Here is an 18291-nt window from a genome sequence, read left to right as displayed (position 1 = left end):
TGAGTATTCTTACTCCATCCTTTCCTGATACAGGAGTTATTGCAAAAACGGCAAAGCATATTTAGGTGACATTTTGATATAGCTATAACGTAGTTGCTGCATTTAAGGTTGTTATAAAAGACGAAAAGTTACCTTGTCAGGTAACCTTTCGTCCAAAAAATGATCAACATTTTAATATCTACCCCTAAAAAATCAAGCTATTAGAAATTTCATTTTGCAATAGGTGACAAACTGGAACACTACCAAACAACACGCCATCAACAAGTCTGGAACATTACCAATTTGTTGAATTATAATTCTACTAATATTTGTATTGAGTTTTCATGTAATTGAATTTTTCATCATCAAACATATTGCGTTTATTTAACTTGGTCTCACGGAGTTTACAATTAACCTTTTTGTATGATTTAAAAATTGATAATGAAGAAAAACTGGAATCTTTTTCGTTATTTCTAATTGTGAAAATTTCGATATCAAGACCATTACTTCCTTTCCATATATTCTTATTATAGGTTTTATTGAACCTAAGTTTACTATCCAACTTAAAAATATCGACTACTTCTTCATTAAATGCTATCAAACAATAAGCATCGTCAAATTGCAGGGTTGAAAACAAATTACCATTAATGTTAATTGAATCGTAACAAAGCGAAGAACAATTGATCATCGCAGTATGAATATTTATTAATCGGTTCAAGCTATCGAAATCGATCCATTCGTCAAGTAAAGGACCATCTTCTTTCATTTTAAAATAACGTTTATAAGAAATCTCGTTGGACTTATAATTCAATTCAAATTGATAATCTAATATCGACTCGCTTCTGTAATAGAGGGAATCAACGTTTATCTTTATACCATTGTGTTCAAATTTAGATTTAAGCTTACTCACACCCCTGCCATCACTACAAGAAATGTATTGAAGAGGTATAAACAATAATAGAAAAATCTTAATTACTTTCATTATTGAGGACTTTTAATTAATCGTGAATTACTTTTGTTTGGAGTTTCTCCCGCTTTTATGGATGAATTACTTTGTTTGTAGGTGTAAATTCCTGGTTTTTTGACAGCTCCAGTCTTAGATACATGAACTTCTGTTGAATCTCCAGAAGATGAATCATCACCCCCTCCATTTCCTTTAACTTCATCAACAATCTCCATACCTTTATCTATTATCTCGCCTTGTTTTGTCATTGATTTAGTCAATTGTCCAATCATTAGCCAAAGTCCATTAGGGTCATCTTTAGTTAATGTTCCGCTGATTTTAAATTCAGGTGATTTTTTATAATTCGACAAAATAGAGAGTAACTGATCTATATTGCCAACATAATCGGCATTTTTTGAATGATACTTTGTTCCCTGTCCATTCTCACCTGTCATATAAAACCCGCCAGCCTGTTCTAAATCCCATCCGTCTGGATCGACTATAGCTCCGGTTCTTACACCACTTACTATTGATGAAAACATGGTTTTTGTATATCGTTTAGAATTTGTCAGCGTATATTGCTTAATATCCTCAGAAGTTTTTCCATCTGCCCCAATTGTTATCGTAAATACGGTTTTATAGTCATAATAATTTTGCGTTTCATATATACTGGTCGAGTTTCCTGCTTCACGTATATTACCGGCTCTAAGTTTATTTGAAATTGGTTCAGGTACAGCCAGTCTCAGTTGTGCACCCGTCTTTTCATTCTTGATAATAATAACTAAATATTCATCTTCACCATCGGGATCTTTAAAGATGATTGGACTATTCAAAAATGCTTTATAAGGGCTAAACGAAGGTTGTTTAGAGGTTTGCGGATCTATACTCAACCACCTTCCAACTCTTGGATCATACAATCTAGCCCCAAAATCATAGCTATTTCCTTCACCTTTCAGTTCGTCGTCCTTTTCCATTGAGTTGAACCCATAGCGATAACCGCTACGCGCAATCAACGAATAACTCGTATCCACATCCACACTCACCAGGCTCAAATCTGCCAGGGAGTATGCATTACCGCTCAGGAACTTCACCCGCACATAAGGCTGTGTGGGTGTAAAGGTTTGCGTATTTGTTCCGTTCGTACTCAAAATATTGATCATCGTACTCCAGCTGCTGGTCCCGTTCGGGCTTTGTTCTATTTCTAAAATTATCAAAAAAACATCCTGTTTCACATAAATGAGCATTCAAACCCAAAAATAAATCTTTAAAACCGCTTCCAACATTTCTTTGGATTTCGAGAAGCATATGGTCCGTCGACTGAGTCTTTTGAGGTGAGTTCTCAAATTTAGGTTTTGCCGTTCTATTCCGTTGTTTCTACGTTTAAACGTTGTATGAAATTTCTTCGGAACAACTCCTCGATATCCGGAATACCGATCTGTATTTATCGACTCAATCTCCGAATTCAACAACGGATTAATGACTCTTCTCAAATTCGCTTTAGATCTTGTTCCAACCGCTAAACTCAATGCTCTTTTCAATTCCTGGTCCCAGGAATAAATGATGTAAATTTCTCTTTTCTTATTCTGAATAAATGTATGCATTTCATCAACTTGAATCCGCAATCCATTTAAAATGCGGGATGGTACAATTCCATCCGCAATCGCCAAAATTTTCCGGATAACGGTGGAAGGAGCAATTTCTAAAATCCTTGCTGTACTTCTGATTCCGAGACCTTCCTTGGTGAATTGAACAATTTGTTTATTGAATTTATTTCCATATCCTGGTTTACAAGGTTTGAGAACCTGAGATTTTAAGCAATGACAACAATAATATCGCTGTTTTCCATTTTTGGTTTTACCGTATTTGATCAATTTATTGGAGCAATCAGTACAAGACATCAATTCACCAACACCTCTGAAACACGTGGTTGAAATAATGGCTCTTTTTTCGTTTCTAAGCATCTGAAAATAGTTAGGGGATGTTTAACCATCCCCTAAACGTATTGCTGATTAAAAAGTTATTCAGCTCATTTTCAGCATCAAACTAGTTCACCAACACACCTGAAACATTACCAATAAAGGCTTGTAGCGAATTAATTGATTGTTAATAACTTTTTTGGATTTAACGGATAGGAACAACGGTTTTGAACCAAAAAGAAAGCCCTCCGAATTTTTCGAAGGGCTTCTAAACTAAAGTGTTTAATGTTTTTTTCTTATTTCAGTTACTTTTTTCTCATCAGATAAATCCCAATACCACCATTTGTTACTGTCTTCTTTCTCTTCATTGAATTTCCTTTGATATGGAATCTTAAAAGCACTTAAAAACAATAAAAAAACCTTATCTAATTCATTTTCTGGTAATTCAATAATCTTGTTTAAATTGTGATATTCAATTCCTTTCTTTAAGAGAATACATGGGGTGTATGTTGGCTTAAGTTTAGATTCTGAAATTATAGTTTCAATATCATCATAATTAGGTTTTGATTGCATTATCAAAAACGTCATATCAGATAAAAACAAACGTTTTTTTTTTAAATCGAGTGTATTAAAATTACTTAACAGTTCAGTACTGTTAAGTAATCCTTGTCCATACTTATTAATTAATATTTCTTCTTCTAAATTCATGTTTTTATCTGGGATGAATAGTTATATGTGGTAAGTTCGTGTTAACTGTCCCTTTAAAAACATCAATATTTCTTGGAGTATTATTCAATACAGAACTGGATCCAGGTAACGAGTTTTTAATTTTACTCCAATTTCTACTATTAAGACCAGGGATAACATAATCCCAATCAGAATAAGCACCAGCTGTTCCACTCGCTCGACTTCCCACTACTGTAATCGGTTGATTGATTCTAGTTGCCGCATTTTCTATTCTAAGTAATTCGTCCGCAGTTAAAATACCCTTTGCTTTTCCAATCGCACCGATAGCCCCCATGCCAATGTTTGGTGGTGTCCCTGTTACAGGAGGAATAGCATAATTTCCATCTATATCTACTGGATAGGTTACATCACTAACACTTCCATCAGAATTTTCATAAAAAATTGTTTTCTGCCTATAACCATCACTACCCATCAAAGCTCCTTCTAATCTATCCCAGCCTTCTAATCTTTTCATTCCTTCGGCTTTTCCCAAAGGAAGAGGAACAGGTTCTCCATATGGAATTACATCCTGTTTCGGCGGAAGTCCCGGAGCTGGTTTCTTTACCAAATTATCAGAAGGTTGAGTAGGTGGCAGCTTACTTGCAGGTTGGATAGTAGATTTTGCAATCTTTTTATGATTAGCCAACATAACAGTTCCTTGATTGCTTCCGGTCATTGTTGTACCTTGTGAAGGTGGGTTTAAATCTGCTTCCCCTCCTTTGCCAGTTGCCGGATTAAATGGTTTTGCTTTCTCCAAACCTTCTAATTCTACGTGGTCAATAACTACGTTTTCACTAAATGCATAAACCGAATTATGCGGATATTTACTTGCCAACGGATCAATTGCAAAGAATCTTCCAATTCGCGGATCGTGCATACGGAACTCGTAATTCAGTGAGTTTCCAGCCCCTTTAATCTCATCATCCATTTCCTGGTTTTGGAACCCGTAACGATATGGGGTAATCGAGCCTGAGGCGGGTGTCAATTCCAAATCCCGGTTATGCAGTTGCACCCCAAACGGTGAGTAGTCTGTGCTTTGGCGGATGTCTGCCAGGAAGATTACCGGAACGGGGTCTGTTGCCGGAGTTGCTCCTCCACTCATAGTCGCGTCGTGATTCGCTGTACTCACATCATTCCCGGGTACAGAAGCATTGGTCATTGGCCAGTAACCTACCAAGCCCGTTTCACTGCCTGTAAAAATGGTGCTCATATCGGAAGCGACCTGGGTACTTGTTTTCTCGTAGTTCCACAAACTCATTTCCCGCAGGTTCCCTTGGAAATATGACCCATACATACTGCGTCCCAAATAGAACGGTTCATTCATCCCGGAGAAGGTTCCCGATGTAACAGTAGCACTGTTTTCCAATACCCCGTCTACATAGATTTTCCAGTTCCCTCCTGAAATCGTTCCTGCAACGTGATGCCAGTTGCCGTCGTTCACAGAAGCGGAACTTACACCGGAACTACGGTATACACCCGTTCCGTTTCGTCCGTCAATGGAAACTTTACCTGCACTTGTCAAAATCAATACCGCCCCCTTATCTATTCCTGCTCCACCGTTATAATAAGCGCCCAAAATCTGGGTACTCCCCGAGGTTGTAGTCTTCACCCAGCATTCCATACTTAGCGCCGTACTAAGACCCGCAGCAAAGCCGGATGTCACCCCGTAGTCATTTACTCCATCAAAATAGACCGAGTTTTCAGGTGCCGGTGCTCCAGGGTCTTCTTCCAAAACAATCCGGTCACTGACCACGCTCAATACATTCCCCAAATGGTTGGTGAGTTCGTAATTGCGGTAACCGATCCGGTGCGTCACATCACCCATGTCGTAGGTAGTATACTGGGATGCCAATACGGGAACTTCTTCCGAATGCATGCCTAACCGGGAAGAACCGTAGATGTGTTTCTCGGTTTGGTTGTAGCTCACTGTTTCTTGCGCATCCGAAATCTCATGCTCATACACAGACATCACATTACCCTGTGCGTCCAATATATAATAGATCGATTTTATTAACTGGTATCCCAAATCCGATGCGTAAATGTGTTTAGCAATGCGGTGCCCCATGGCATCGTAATCGAAAGATACGGATTTTTTTGTCGGTGAACCGGTAGTATTGTAAATAATCCATGGTTTACCGCTCAAACGCCAGGTAATGTAGAGCTCTTCCTGAATGTCCACGATCAAACGCCCTTCCTTGTCATACTGGTAATTGTTGTTCACATTAATCCCGGCATCACTGGCATCAAACGGCAACATGTCATCAATATCATCGGAATAAGTTCCGGATGAAATAGATCCGTCTTCGGTAACACTGTACAAGCGGTTACTAAGCACCTGATTCAGACCGTCTTTGTGGTAATTGTATGTCAGCATATCAATGTCATTCCCAGCTTCATCCTGCCGGCGCTGGTAAGTAATGTTCCCGTTCGCATCGTATTCAAAGGAATTCCGGTACATAACGAATCCACCCGAAGACCAGCTATTGGTTCCCAAGTCCAGGTTATTGAAACTGGTGGCTTCGCGCAAACGGTTCAACTGGTCGTAGCGGTAAGCATTTCCTAGCGGCAATACCACGCGCGTGTCCGGATGCGTGATCGTGGTGACCATGCGGCCAATGTTCCCGTTATACAAGTCCTCCGAACCGGCCACGAGATCACTACTGCTTTGATCAGCCGCAAAGGCATTGTTTCCACCGGCACCTGTATAATCACCTTCAAAATAATGCAAGCTGTACCCGTACGCATCCTTTGGCACAACGTGATTTGCAAAACCACCGTCTTCCCCCGGATCACGTGTTGCATCCAGGGTATTCGAGTTTACTGCTTTGATCCAGCCCTGGAGGGTATATACATAATCCAATCCCTGTACCTGTTGTTCGCCTAATACAGTGCGGGCAAGCGGACCATGCTGGTAGTAGTTGTATTCCACTTCCTTTTCCCACTGCGGATTTATACCGGGTTCGTTCTGCAGGGAAGCAGAAGAAGACAGCGTACTTGTTAAAGGAGTGGATTTTGTTGTGTATGCATTTACAATGCGATTGTCCGCATCATACTCGTAAGCATGATGCCACTGGTCGATCATCCCGGTCTGGTAATCCACCCGGTGCACGTTCCCGGAGATCAGGTCGTAGACGTAATCCATCTTTTTTAAGCGGTGCTGGCTCACACCAACAATATCCTTGATCCTGCGGTTATCCTGGTAAAGCGTTTTCACATTACCGTGAATGTCGTAGTCGTAATGCGTGGCATGATCATATTCGTTCGCATCTTCCGAGTAAGTATCCGAATAGGTTACGTGTACAATTCGTTTGCGTTGGGTGGCCGTATTCAAAGAAGCCAGCTCAGTTACTTCCATGCTGATATCCACATTGGTATTGTCGTAATAGCTTTTGGTTACCTCGAAGCGCTTGTAAGTATCTTCTGCCAGCCAATCGGCCATTTTTTGATCATTCACCACAGTGGGAACAAAACTTCCTCCTACATAGGCCCCGAAGATATTCTGGAAGTTATTGGATGTAAAGTTCTCAAACTTTCCACCCGCTTCGTTTACCCGCCCCAAAGGATCGTAGAGGGTATACGAATACTCGTTGTCATCCATAATTGACGGATCTCCCAACTGGCGGGAATTCTGGCTCACCACTATCCGGCCAAGTCGGTCGTAGAAGAAACGGGAAGAATACAACCCGGATTCGACCTTCAGGTAACGCACCATGGCCGGAGCGGTAGTAATTAAACCACTTCCGGAAGTATAAGATCCTCCATAAACAGCCGTATTCCTGCTTCCGAAAGCAATGCAGGTAATATCGTAATTGGTATTTGCAGTTCCTGTTGGATCTGTTAATATTCCGCCCTGCCCTGTGGATGAAACGATCTCCTTGGACAACGGATCAATAGAAGCCGTAATGATTGAAAGCGCCCCGTTATTTCCAACAATTACTCCTGAAACATGATCGTGGAAGTAAATATCCCTGCACGTATTTGCCGGAGATCCGCCTGTAGTATATAAAGACGTGATCGCATTCGTACTCGGGCGATAGTAATAAGAAATTCCGTTGATCGCAGCTATGGCAATCCCATCGTTATCAAACACATGGATTGCATTGATAGCAAGCGGTGCATTCGCAAATGCCGTTGTTAATGAACTGTAGCTATACGGATAAGTTCCCATGGTTACAGAAAGATGGTGAAGACCGGTACCCACTGAATAATATCCTGCATATGGGCTGGATGCTTCGAACTGGATATCCGTAACTGTTCCAGAGAAAGAAGATTCCACTGTAATAACCTGATCACTGACTTGGGCAAAGTAATTGACACCACCGATGAGCATATATGGATTGGCCCCTGTTGTTTTAATCGTCCAGACCTTTCGTAGGTTATTCATGTCTGCTGGCGCTATAGAAGCAGGCAGGCAAACTTTCCAGGAAGCATCTGAGGTAGTTGTTGATCGCACCAGGTAATGATCTCCGATAATGGTTCCAGTTTGTGCATCGGCAAAATGTACGTCGCGGTATGCCGGGCCAAAGATCTGGTTTTGGGTTGTTCCCAAATTGGATACAAAGCGAGCCATGTAGGTATTCTCTCCTGCTACCACACACCTGTTAGCCGCATTGTTGATCGAAACCGAACGCAGGTTGGTTGCAGTAATGGTTGCAGCTGCAGGCATAAAATGATCCGTGGTGATATTCGGGGTGTAATACACTCTTCCCTGCTCACCAACTACGTAAGCGGCAGTTCCAGACATGGCAATGTCTGTCAGTGCAATATTATTGCTGTGATCCGAGATCAAGGCCCCCGTAGAAGTATAATACTCCGGTTGTGCCGCCCAGGAGGAGGAATTGAATCCCTTCAGGTATCCATTCCCTCCGGCAAATACATAATACGTGACACTACTTTCGGTAAATTCGGAAATACTATTAATCTGGTTGACCGTTCCAAGTGGTTTCACCACGCAGGTCGTTGCCGACGAAGAAATAGCACGAGTCAGCACCAAGCCATTCTCTCCATAAAGAGCCATTTCAGCTGTCAATAGCTTAGCTCCTGTTAATTTTGGTAACCGATGACTCTCACGTGCTGTAAACGTGAGGCTCGTTCCGGTAGATGAAATAGCACCGCAAGTAAAAATTCCTCCATTTGTCCCGATCAACGTCACCTGGTTTCCATGAACTGCCAGATTGCTGATAGCTGAAGTTCCTAAAGACAAACTCGTGGTAAATACAGTAAATGAGCTTCCGGATGATAAAGCATGATACAGTGAATTGTCACTTAAATTGTAGGCGATCAGGTAATTGGATCCGCCAATTACCAATTGATCGATTGCTCTGACAGAAGTAGCTGTCGACATATTAGCTCCTGTGAATAAAGTAGTATACCCGGCATCATTTGTAACAGCTGTGGAAGCGGTCCGGTAAACCGTCCCGGTTGTGGACAAAATATAGACTGAAATTCCGCTTCCGTTCTTTACGCAAACAATTTGTTTCGGAACAATACCGACCGGAAGTGTTGCCGCATTGGTTATTTCGACATAATTTACTGTTGATCCAATGGTTGTAAATCCGTTGGATCGGTATAGTTTATTGTCAGAACTAATCCCGAAGTAATAGGTATTACTTCCATCCACATAAGTCGTTATGACCTTCAGTTCCAGATCTTGTTGCAGATTCGGTGTTTGATCCAATACCGAAATTACATTCGCAGTATTCATCAGAACCGTTTTCGAATACGCATTTGTAACACTTCCCACCAGTTCAAATCCCTGGATCAATACTTCAATGGTAGTAGAAGTCCGTTTATTTAGGCTCAGGTTTGCATCCGGGAACCCGGTTTCCAGTTGTTCCCAAGTGGTTCCGCCATCAGTGGTGGTGCGAATGATTCCCACACCATTTTCAATAATTCGTGCCACACCACGGTTTGCATCCAGCATCACTAACTGTGCAATCGTTCCTGCTGCATCCGAAGTGTGTAAAGACTGTACATAATTTCCCGCGGGGCCGTTTAGTTTCGAGATGTTCCCATCAACCCCTGCAACAACTCCATCTGTTCCATTGTAAAACGAAGCCGTTTCCAGGTGTGCAACCCGGACATTTTCTACAGTGTAAGACGCGGTAGTATTTCTGAGTAATATCGCATCGTAGGTTTCGCCGTTTGTTACTGTTGCAACGTAGATAATTCCTGAATTATTGGCCAGTATGGTTGTAGGAAGAATAAAGTCCTTGAATTCTACTACGGTGTACCCGCTTGGGTTGGTTGGTGCAGCCACTTGTAGAGCAATTACTGTGGAATACCCGGCACCAATTTGATATTTGTAAAGATCTCCGGTTTTGGTCAATAGGTAAAGATAACCGGATTTTACATCCATCGCTACAAAATCAGCAGTAATCGGAGTGGTCAAGCCATACGTACTTACCAAATCCCAGGATACTGCACCATCATTGGTTACAAAGAACAACCCTTGCTGCCCAATGGCAAATCCTTGGGTTGCACTCACCATTTTCACTTCCTTGAAATTCGCTGCAAGTGTGTTATTTACCCGGGTCCAGTTTTGTCCGCCATTCATGGTTTTAAACAAGTAACCCCTGGTTCCCGTCGGAATGCCGCTTACAGTCATATATCCGGTAGCATATCCCTGGTTGCTGCTTATCATCTGAATTCCGGTCGTAATGAATCCAACCGGTAAACCATTTGGCATGACCGGTTCAAGAATTTGCATGGCATCCTGGTCAGGCATGCGTTGCGAGACCAATTGGTTTAGTGAATTATAGAGATAAGTCGTCTCCAAATGGTGATCTGTAGTTATTTTATGGGTTCCAAACTTACGATCATTCGCAATGGCTGTTTTTACTCCTGAAACAGAAAGATCTATGAAGGAAACTCCTTCAGGAGGAACGGTCTTTACCAGGTTTCCAGCCTGATCGTAATAGTAAAGTGTAAAGTGATGTTCCAATTCCTCGTATCCCATATTCATATACTCCACAGCGCTCATACAATGCTTGATATAGCGGTCAATAAACTCGCTCTGAAGCTGCTGTGTGTGTTGTTCGTAAGCCATTTGTGCATTGATATCAATATTACTTTGATAGAACTCCTGGCAAGGATCATCGTAAGTGAATTCGAACGTTTCAAAATTCGTGGTTGCAGTATCCAGTAAACATGGAGTACTTACTGTTCTTCCTGAACAGAATTTACCCAGGTCGGAGAAATTTGGATCTGCAATCAGCCCATCCAGGTTCATATTTAGTAGGGAAAGATATTCATCAAGGCAGTAACACAGATTATTTTCCGTATATGTATCAGACTCAACGATACCTAATTCATCACCGTGCGTATTGCTCATCACTTCGTTATAGGATGTCATGAAATCTACGTATTCCAGGTACCTGGCTTCACAATCAGATTTCGGTTCTCTGATCGGCTGCGAAGCACAGAACTCAACCGACGACATCGGGGCAGGAAGCTGTTCATCTAGTGCAGCGGTAATATATTCGAGTAAATACAATGAATATTCCGCCACGCAATCACAATACAACTCAGAGTTTTCCGAATCTTCTTTCAACATAACCGAATCTCCGAAATCCACATGATTATTTCCTGCCCAATGGGATTCATTAAATGCCGTAACCGTAAGTTCATATTGCGCCCAAATATCCGGGCAATTATACCTGGTATTACATGATGTACCTTCACCATAAACCGTATTCGGTGGACAAGTAGTATATCCTGAACCTACAAAATTTCGAATTGCAACTACAAAGTTTAACATGTTATTACTTCCCGGTAAACAGCAATAATTGTGATCCAAAAATTCCTGGTAGGTTAACATTGGGTAGTTTGCGTCATAATTAGGGCACGTAGGAGTAACTATCTGTACAGCTATAAAATTTTGATATGCCGTTACATAATCTTCGTATAAATCCTGGCAAAGGATTTCCGTATTTTCCGGTTCCTCGTCCAAAGTTGGAATTGGCCCATTGTCTGAAGGGAAGTTACTTCCAAAAGTGATTGGTGTTACACTTGGATCACTGCTTACGTAATCATTACAATCTGTACACTTCATCAGCTTGAAGCAGGAAGTTCCGGTCAAAATAGCGGTTTCAGTAACTCCACCATCCAAGTAACTCACTTGTAATTCAAAGTCATAATAAGAATTATAATTATTGACAGGATCCACCAAATCCATAGCATCCACAGAAGTAATTGCATCGAAATCAAAACCAGTTCCCTGGGAGTGATCGTAAGTCAAGACAAGGTCGCAGCCGTTCGGCATATCAAAGGTCAGGAACTGATCTCCGTCCAGGTTTGATGTAATTGTTCCTGAAATGCTTGTAGTACCGGCAGGTACTGAACTGTTCAAGTTTGAAGTCCACAAACCGGTAGTTACCAAATTAAACGGAGCATCTTGGGTGGTTAACACAGATTTAAGCACTTCTTCCAAGTCCCGGAAATTAGCAAATTCAGGCCCCTCACATTGTATCGGAGTAGGAAGGTCGCATTCTCCCATAGAAATAGGTGTTACGTTGTTTCGAATCAAATCACACTGCAAAGTTACCAGGTGATTTCCGGATCCATCCAAACATACAATTTCAAAGGTATTATTATAGCCCGCTCTGACCTCTGAAATAGAGGCAACCGTATTCAATGCCGCAAGAGAGAAGGTAGAAGGTGTGAAGTCATTAATTGTTATTTTCAATACATCAGACCCATCTGCGATCTCGAACCCGGGAATAGCCAGCGAATGAGTCCACTTAGGTACTGAAGGTGTTGGTGAAACCGTGTAAGATATCGCTGTCGTGAGGAAATCATCATAAGGCGCTGACGTAAGGCTTACCGGAGATGTACTTGCGAATTCATTTGCAGTAGTTAAAACTTGCATCATCAATTCCAAATCTTTACCCAATTCGTTCAATTCACAAGTTTCTACAAAGCTGCATCCACCAACCTGTAATGTAGTGCTCCCCGTTAGATTGTGTACTTCAACGACTCCGCCAACATTCACCAAGGCCTTAATGGTAAATTCATATAAGGACCCTACATGACTGGTATATAAGATGTTATTGAATGAAATAATATCCCCCCAGTCAAAAGAAGTAGTCGCTTTTTGCAAACTAAATGTTTCAACAGGAAGTCCACCCTCTTCCCATGCAATTTCCAACATGTATGGACCGATGGTAGTTGGCACCCACATAAACGAAGGAATCGGCGAAATCGGTGCAGCAAAGTTATTCATGGTCATTACCAGTCCGCTTAGGGAAGGAAGTACATCCATTGCGAAACCCGGAGAGTCCAGTAAATCCATATCGGCAACTTGTGCCAATAACTGTTCGAACGAAGATGCAATCGGGCATTTACCGGTCATCAGGTATTGTTGATAAGCCACATTTGCCGGATCATTATTAACATAATCATAAGCACTTCCGAAACGCACATCTTTATTTTGATAAAGCGCCATTGTTAATATGTAACATGGCTGATCAGTGTTGAAAAATTCTCCGTTGATCCATGGAGGTGACGGGTACGGATGCAAAAATCCGTTATCAAAAGGATGGAAATTATCATTCCCGATGCAACCATTATATCCATAATAGTTGGCATCATTAATACTTAAGTAAATTGCTCTTTCGTGCTGCAATTCTTGTTTTGCGGCAATATACATTCCACGGAAAATCAACCATTCCGCATCTCTTGTCTGTTCGTTTTGAATAGTCGTATATCCCGGAATATCAGCTCCCCAAAGTGTACACTCAGGTTCCGGTGCATTTCCAACTGTTGCCGTTTGACAACGCGTCATCATAGCGGCTATTTCCATCATGGAATAGGTCGTGGATCCGATTGTCATGTATGCATACACTTTATTTTGCAACCTCACATGATCTACATAAGTACCATATGGATCCCATGGATTTGTCATACTTACCGCCAAAGGATAATTGAATCGGTCATTTACCGGAAGTCCCGTATACCCGGAATTAATTAATCCTGCTGTCATAGCACCTTCCCAAGTATTGACACTCATCAATTTTGCATCGTAGGATTCCGAAGTATAGGCATCTCCGGGATTGACCGGCTCATAATAGGTTCTGTAAATTTTCAGGATCGGGTATTCCGGATGGTAAACTACCAATGAATTTGCCCAATAGGGATTTTGCCCGTAATAAGTGATGAAATCCTCAAGTTTCAATAAATTCTGTGGATATGTATAATAGTTGTTGGTAGCTGCGTCATAAAATGCCTGAGTTCCGATATCTGCAGTTGCATCATCCATCAGAGGATCTGAACTGGTGATCTGATTACTACCGTTGATCACCACGTCTTCCAGGTAAATGCGTGATCTGGTTGTACCATCTTCATCAAAATAGAAATCCTGAATGCTTGCTTCCACATCGTATTTCGGATGTTTCCAGTCGGCATTTGCAATTGGTAATTGATTCCCCGTATTAAAAACAGACAACTGGTAACTTCCCGGTGAAACTACTCCCTGGTTGTTGGTGTATTCCCCGTATTGACCTCCCGGCATCACGTCAGCCTTCAATACTTCACGCATAATTTCGTAATAGGAATCGGATTTGCAAGGTGCTTTACATACTTCCAATTCTGCATAATACTCGTCTTCTGTTCCTCCTGCTTCGATATAAGCAAGAAGAGTTCCCAAGTTTGTAACACATTCATCACAACTGAAATCATCGCTGCAATCATCAATATCTGAATTCTCTTCCTCGATCTCTACGAACTCATCAAGTGTTGTTCTACAAGTATTAACTGTCGGATTCAGGTACATATCCAGATATGCCTGGATCGCTTCTTCGTTTACGGTTAACTTCTTAGTAATCTGGTAAGTTCCAACCGGAATAAGATCGTGCGAAATTGTAAAACTAATTTCATCAGCCTCAAAATCTTCACAATCCGTTTTGAAAACAACAGTGCTTCCAACTAACTCGAAACGTCCTGTTTTCTTATTGGAGTATTCCGATGGACTAAGGAGTTCTCCACACTGGTTTCGCACTTCTATTTCCAGGTCGTATACACAGCTGAAACAAATGTTCTCGGCCAAACATTCATCTTCAAATGCATCAATCTCCAATCCATAGTGAATGGTTAGATCCGTTTCGGATGAAATCGTGACGACCTGGTTAAACAATTTTGAGCGGCCGTTAATACTTAATTTGTTTGCTGTGGATGTGGTATTTCCATTTTCATCAGTTGCAAACAAATCAGATGAAAGCGCTGTTGTTCCTCCAGAAGCTGAAGGAAGATCCATCATTGTTGTAGGAACTTCTCCTGCAAGCGAAGTTGCAATCACTCTTCCTTCCTGGTCTAAATAAGATACACTCACTTGTCCATTCGGATCCACCACCATGTTCTTCTGGTAATGTGCGGCATCACCCACTTCGGAGCCGAACAACCGATCCAATTGATCTTGCAAAGGATGCCCGTAGAAATACTTGGTTTCGTGATCACTTCCCAATTGGAACTCCTCTCCTACACCGCCTTGTCTTCTGATTCGACCGGTATTGTCGGGTGTATATTCCACTTGGCTGAAAGGAAAATTCTGAGCATCCGGAATAAATGCCTGGCTGCCCGCCAAATCATTATTTGCGGTAGAATAATACCTGGAAGCTCCGTCAATATCGCTCATTCCACGTAAAATGGTACTGCATGCTGATTCCGGAGCCGTATTATCTTTGTCAAAATCGTCTTTGCTGTATGCTGCCGGAGTCCCCTCATCATTCAAATTGAAATCCGGGTAATATCTCAGGGTAGATTGTACATTCGGGATTTCACATTCTTCCGGAGATTTTACCGGAACAGGTAAAACCTGGATTGCCGGTCTTCCCTGGTAATCATAGATCGTTTCTCCTACAATGGCGTTGTTGTTATGGTTGTATTTTGAATTGATCTTGGTCACCATCTGCCGGTTTCTCAAAGATCCGTCAAAAAATGAAATGACTTCCTTCCTTTTGCCTTCTTCCGCATAAGTAGAGCTGTATTGCCAGTTCTTGTGAATATCAAACGCAAGCTCATCATCCACATAAAAACTACTATATGCAGGCAAATCATCAACCGTCATTTCTCCGTCAGGTGTACTCCAATTGGTGAATAAAAGTCGATCCGCAGTTAATGGATCAGCCGAACGGCCAACTCCCCGCACCCGGTAACAAATATATCCCTGATCAAATATCAGTGACAAATCATAATAAGTGTATTTAGTGGTAATCCGTGTGGAATTCGTCTTAAAATTAATATCCAAATCTGTAGTGGAAGCTATGTCAATGTCATTGATGTGGAACCATTCCAATTGGTATTCTTCCGCTCCTTCTATTTCATCCCAGGAAATCAGCAATTGGTCTGGGATTTCGTCACAATCCAAATCTTCTGCTAAGGCATCACCCGGAAAAACAGGTACAATAGATGTCTGGGAAGCAAACTCATATATTCGATCCACAAATACATCGGCCTGTAAAAATAAATTGGCCGGTAAATTGTTTTGTGCGACCCCGTTGACTTTGATCTCTGTGATGCTTGCTTCAATTTTATCGTAACCATCATAAGTCAGAATCTGCTTATCTCCAAAAGTAAGCGTTCCTGTCGACTGGTTCTTGATCTCCATGATGACTCCTGACAAGGGTGTAACCAATGAACCATTCAGATAGAGATCAATGTCCAGTGTGATTTCAATCGTTGCTTCGTCGAAATACGTTTCATAATGATGATTCACACCAAAAGTAAGCATCGCTTTTCTCGAAAGATCGTATGGTGTTAACGATATCCCGGTCGGAGTTAAATAACTGGTTATAAAACTGCTCGGATCGTTCTTCACAATTGGGGGTGAGCTGATAGTTGGGGTCATCAATACCCCTTGCGAATATGGCTGAACAACAGCGTGTAGTTTGCCCGCTGTTAGTATCATACATAAAAAGACGAATAGGATTCTTTGTGACATAGTTGTTAGTTTTTAAGTGATGTGGGTTGGTATCTGGTATCGATCAGTTCGTAGCCGGCCATTTTCTCCGTCAGTACAAACTTTCCATTTTCATTCATTTTTACATACGGCGAAAGATCAAAAGACACATCACCCGTTTTTAGTGCTTGCATCGGTTCATATACCATTACAACGGAAGGTGTTTCTACAGATTCATCCTCCAGTTCCTCGGAGAAATAGTTTGCCGGAGGAAAGGTCAGAACAAACTTGTAAAGCATTTTCGTTTTTGTATGGAAATAAAACTCCATGATTCCATCATTGGTTTTAACAGCGGTTGCTTTTAGCACAAAAAATGCCGGGTACGAGATTTTTTCAAACTCATAATTATCCAATATGTTTGCCGGAAGTTCTGCCAGGAAATTAGAAATCTTGAGGGAAGAATCCACACTATTGATTTGTACCACATTGTTTGCGGAATCTATTACCAAACTCATCTTTTCGGTTTGAACGATAGTCATACCACCGTTGATCATTTTATAGTTGAGGCCTTTTCCCTTATACAAGGTTCCTGAACCTGATTCAAGTATTTTGTTGGAAGCAAGATCCTGGAAAACATCTCGTTTGAAACGGACGACTGTCATTTCCTTGTTCATCATGGTTCGCATCGGTTCAATTTCCTTACTGAATTCAGAAGAAGACAAAACTATACTGGTCTGAGCAGCAGACGTTCCCTCAAAAAGGGCCAGAAACGGTATTAAGAGCAATAAGATGGTTGTTGTTCTCATATTATTCTTGTTCTTTAGAAGAGTTTTCACGATTTTCCTGAATAGTCATAATTCCCTTTTCAGTTTCTTTCTTTACACGAATCAGTTTTCCTTCTTCATCGTATTCATAGATCTTTGCATAGTTCCGTTCATCCAGTTCGGCTGCCAGCCTGAGAGTTACCGGATCGTAGACGTAAGTAATCATGGAACCGTCGTAAGGGAAAACCCGAATATCATCGTAATAGACGGTAATCGTATTATCAGTCACAATCAACTCCATTTTCAGGTTTCCGACATTATTGGTTGTAATCACCCCTTCAATGCGCTGCCATCCGTCTATGATTTGCCCGGATGGAGTAAGTATGACCGGAGTTAAAGCTCCCGAAGTCAGTTTCAACTGGCTGGTATAATTGATTGCTGCATTGGAGTTTCCGCTGTTTTTCACCTCACGAACCCAGGCAGAAACCACATATTGATCTTCCACCGGTTGGAATTTTGGAATACAGTCTGTACAAACTACTTTCTTACTCGAACAAGGGAAATCCGCTGTTTGAGTTTCAACAACTAATCTTCCATAGCAGGTATTTGCAACAATTTCTACCACATAAAAGTGATCTGCCAGGATTAGCCCATTAAATGTTCGAATACCCGTTGTAGAAACTCCTGTTTCCAAAATTGGTGCGGTTCCATTTGAGATTAGCACAGCAAAATCTTCGGCAGGTGCTCCATAAAAACCGAAAGGACCATAAATTTTATACGAGGAATTAATATTCGCCAAGCCACTTGAAGGGTCTTCAATCGAATACTTTAAAGTCAACGAAGTTCCTAACATATGATTTTGAGCAGGGGAAAAAGAACAATACATTTTCGATTGTCCTCCTACACACTCAAAATCATTGGCATTATCAAAAAGTCCTTCAAAAACACTGGTTTTTCCACAAATCGATAAGGGTTCATTCACCGAATAATTATGGAAATATGTTTGCGAATTTGTCGTAAAAACGGACAAAAGCAAACTGATAATTAGTATTAATCTGATTGTTTTCATAG

General features: G+C 41.3%; 7 protein-coding genes. All 7 read right to left on the bottom strand.

Translation table 11 applies throughout. From position 1 onward, the window contains the following. Positions 1 to 301: 301 nt before the first annotated feature. Complete coding sequence (locus FO442_RS05255; RefSeq protein ID WP_144332105.1) at positions 302 to 961, bottom strand: hypothetical protein; 660 nt, start codon at positions 959 to 961, stop codon at positions 302 to 304. Further along, the gene (locus tag FO442_RS05250; protein ID WP_186279922.1) at positions 961 to 2154 is read right to left on the bottom strand and encodes an RHS repeat-associated core domain-containing protein; all 1194 of its coding nucleotides are present in this window, start codon (positions 2152 to 2154) and stop codon (positions 961 to 963) included. Before FO442_RS05250 ends, FO442_RS05255 begins: the two co-directional genes overlap by 1 nt. Positions 2155 to 2166: 12 nt before the next feature. Further along, positions 2167 to 2883 (bottom strand): IS1 family transposase, encoded by a 717-nt coding sequence (locus FO442_RS05245; protein WP_144332103.1) that lies wholly within the window; start codon positions 2881 to 2883, stop codon positions 2167 to 2169. A gap of 237 nt (positions 2884 to 3120) precedes the next feature. Further along, positions 3121 to 3546 carry a DUF5958 family protein gene (locus FO442_RS05240; RefSeq protein ID WP_144332102.1) on the bottom strand — a complete coding sequence of 142 codons (426 nt, stop codon included), beginning with the start codon at positions 3544 to 3546 and terminating at the stop codon, positions 3121 to 3123. Between the two features lie 4 nt (positions 3547 to 3550). Next, positions 3551 to 16498 (bottom strand): LamG-like jellyroll fold domain-containing protein, encoded by a 12948-nt coding sequence (locus FO442_RS05235; protein ID WP_144332101.1) that lies wholly within the window; start codon positions 16496 to 16498, stop codon positions 3551 to 3553. Positions 16499 to 16503: 5 nt separating this feature from the next. Continuing rightward, complete coding sequence (locus tag FO442_RS05230) at positions 16504 to 17262, bottom strand: hypothetical protein (RefSeq protein WP_144332100.1); 759 nt, start codon at positions 17260 to 17262, stop codon at positions 16504 to 16506. Position 17263: 1 nt separating this feature from the next. Continuing rightward, positions 17264 to 18289 (bottom strand): hypothetical protein, encoded by a 1026-nt coding sequence (locus FO442_RS05225; protein ID WP_144332099.1) that lies wholly within the window; start codon positions 18287 to 18289, stop codon positions 17264 to 17266. Between the last annotated feature and the right edge of the window lie 2 nt (positions 18290 to 18291).

Origin of the sequence: Fluviicola chungangensis (assembly GCF_007558725.1) — a bacterium.
In the GTDB taxonomy this organism is placed as follows: Bacteria; Bacteroidota; Bacteroidia; order Flavobacteriales_D; family Crocinitomicaceae; genus Fluviicola; species Fluviicola chungangensis.
The sequence above is the reverse complement of the archived record's forward strand: the minus strand, read 5'-3'. Positions and strand labels throughout refer to the sequence as shown.

Bases quoted from the DNA above. Each gene is read 5' to 3' on its own strand.
- FO442_RS05230 (WP_144332100.1), bottom strand. From the start codon at position 17,262: ATGAGAACAACAACCATCTTATTGCTCTTAATACCGTTTCTGGCCCTT.
- FO442_RS05225 (WP_144332099.1), bottom strand. From the start codon at position 18,289: ATGAAAACAATCAGATTAATACTAATTATCAGTTTGCTTTTGTCCGTT.
- FO442_RS05255 (WP_144332105.1), bottom strand. From the start codon at position 961: ATGAAAGTAATTAAGATTTTTCTATTATTGTTTATACCTCTTCAATAC.
- FO442_RS05245 (WP_144332103.1), bottom strand. From the start codon at position 2,883: ATGCTTAGAAACGAAAAAAGAGCCATTATTTCAACCACGTGTTTCAGA.
- FO442_RS05235 (WP_144332101.1), bottom strand. From the start codon at position 16,498: ATGTCACAAAGAATCCTATTCGTCTTTTTATGTATGATACTAACAGCG.
- FO442_RS05240 (WP_144332102.1), bottom strand. From the start codon at position 3,546: ATGAATTTAGAAGAAGAAATATTAATTAATAAGTATGGACAAGGATTA.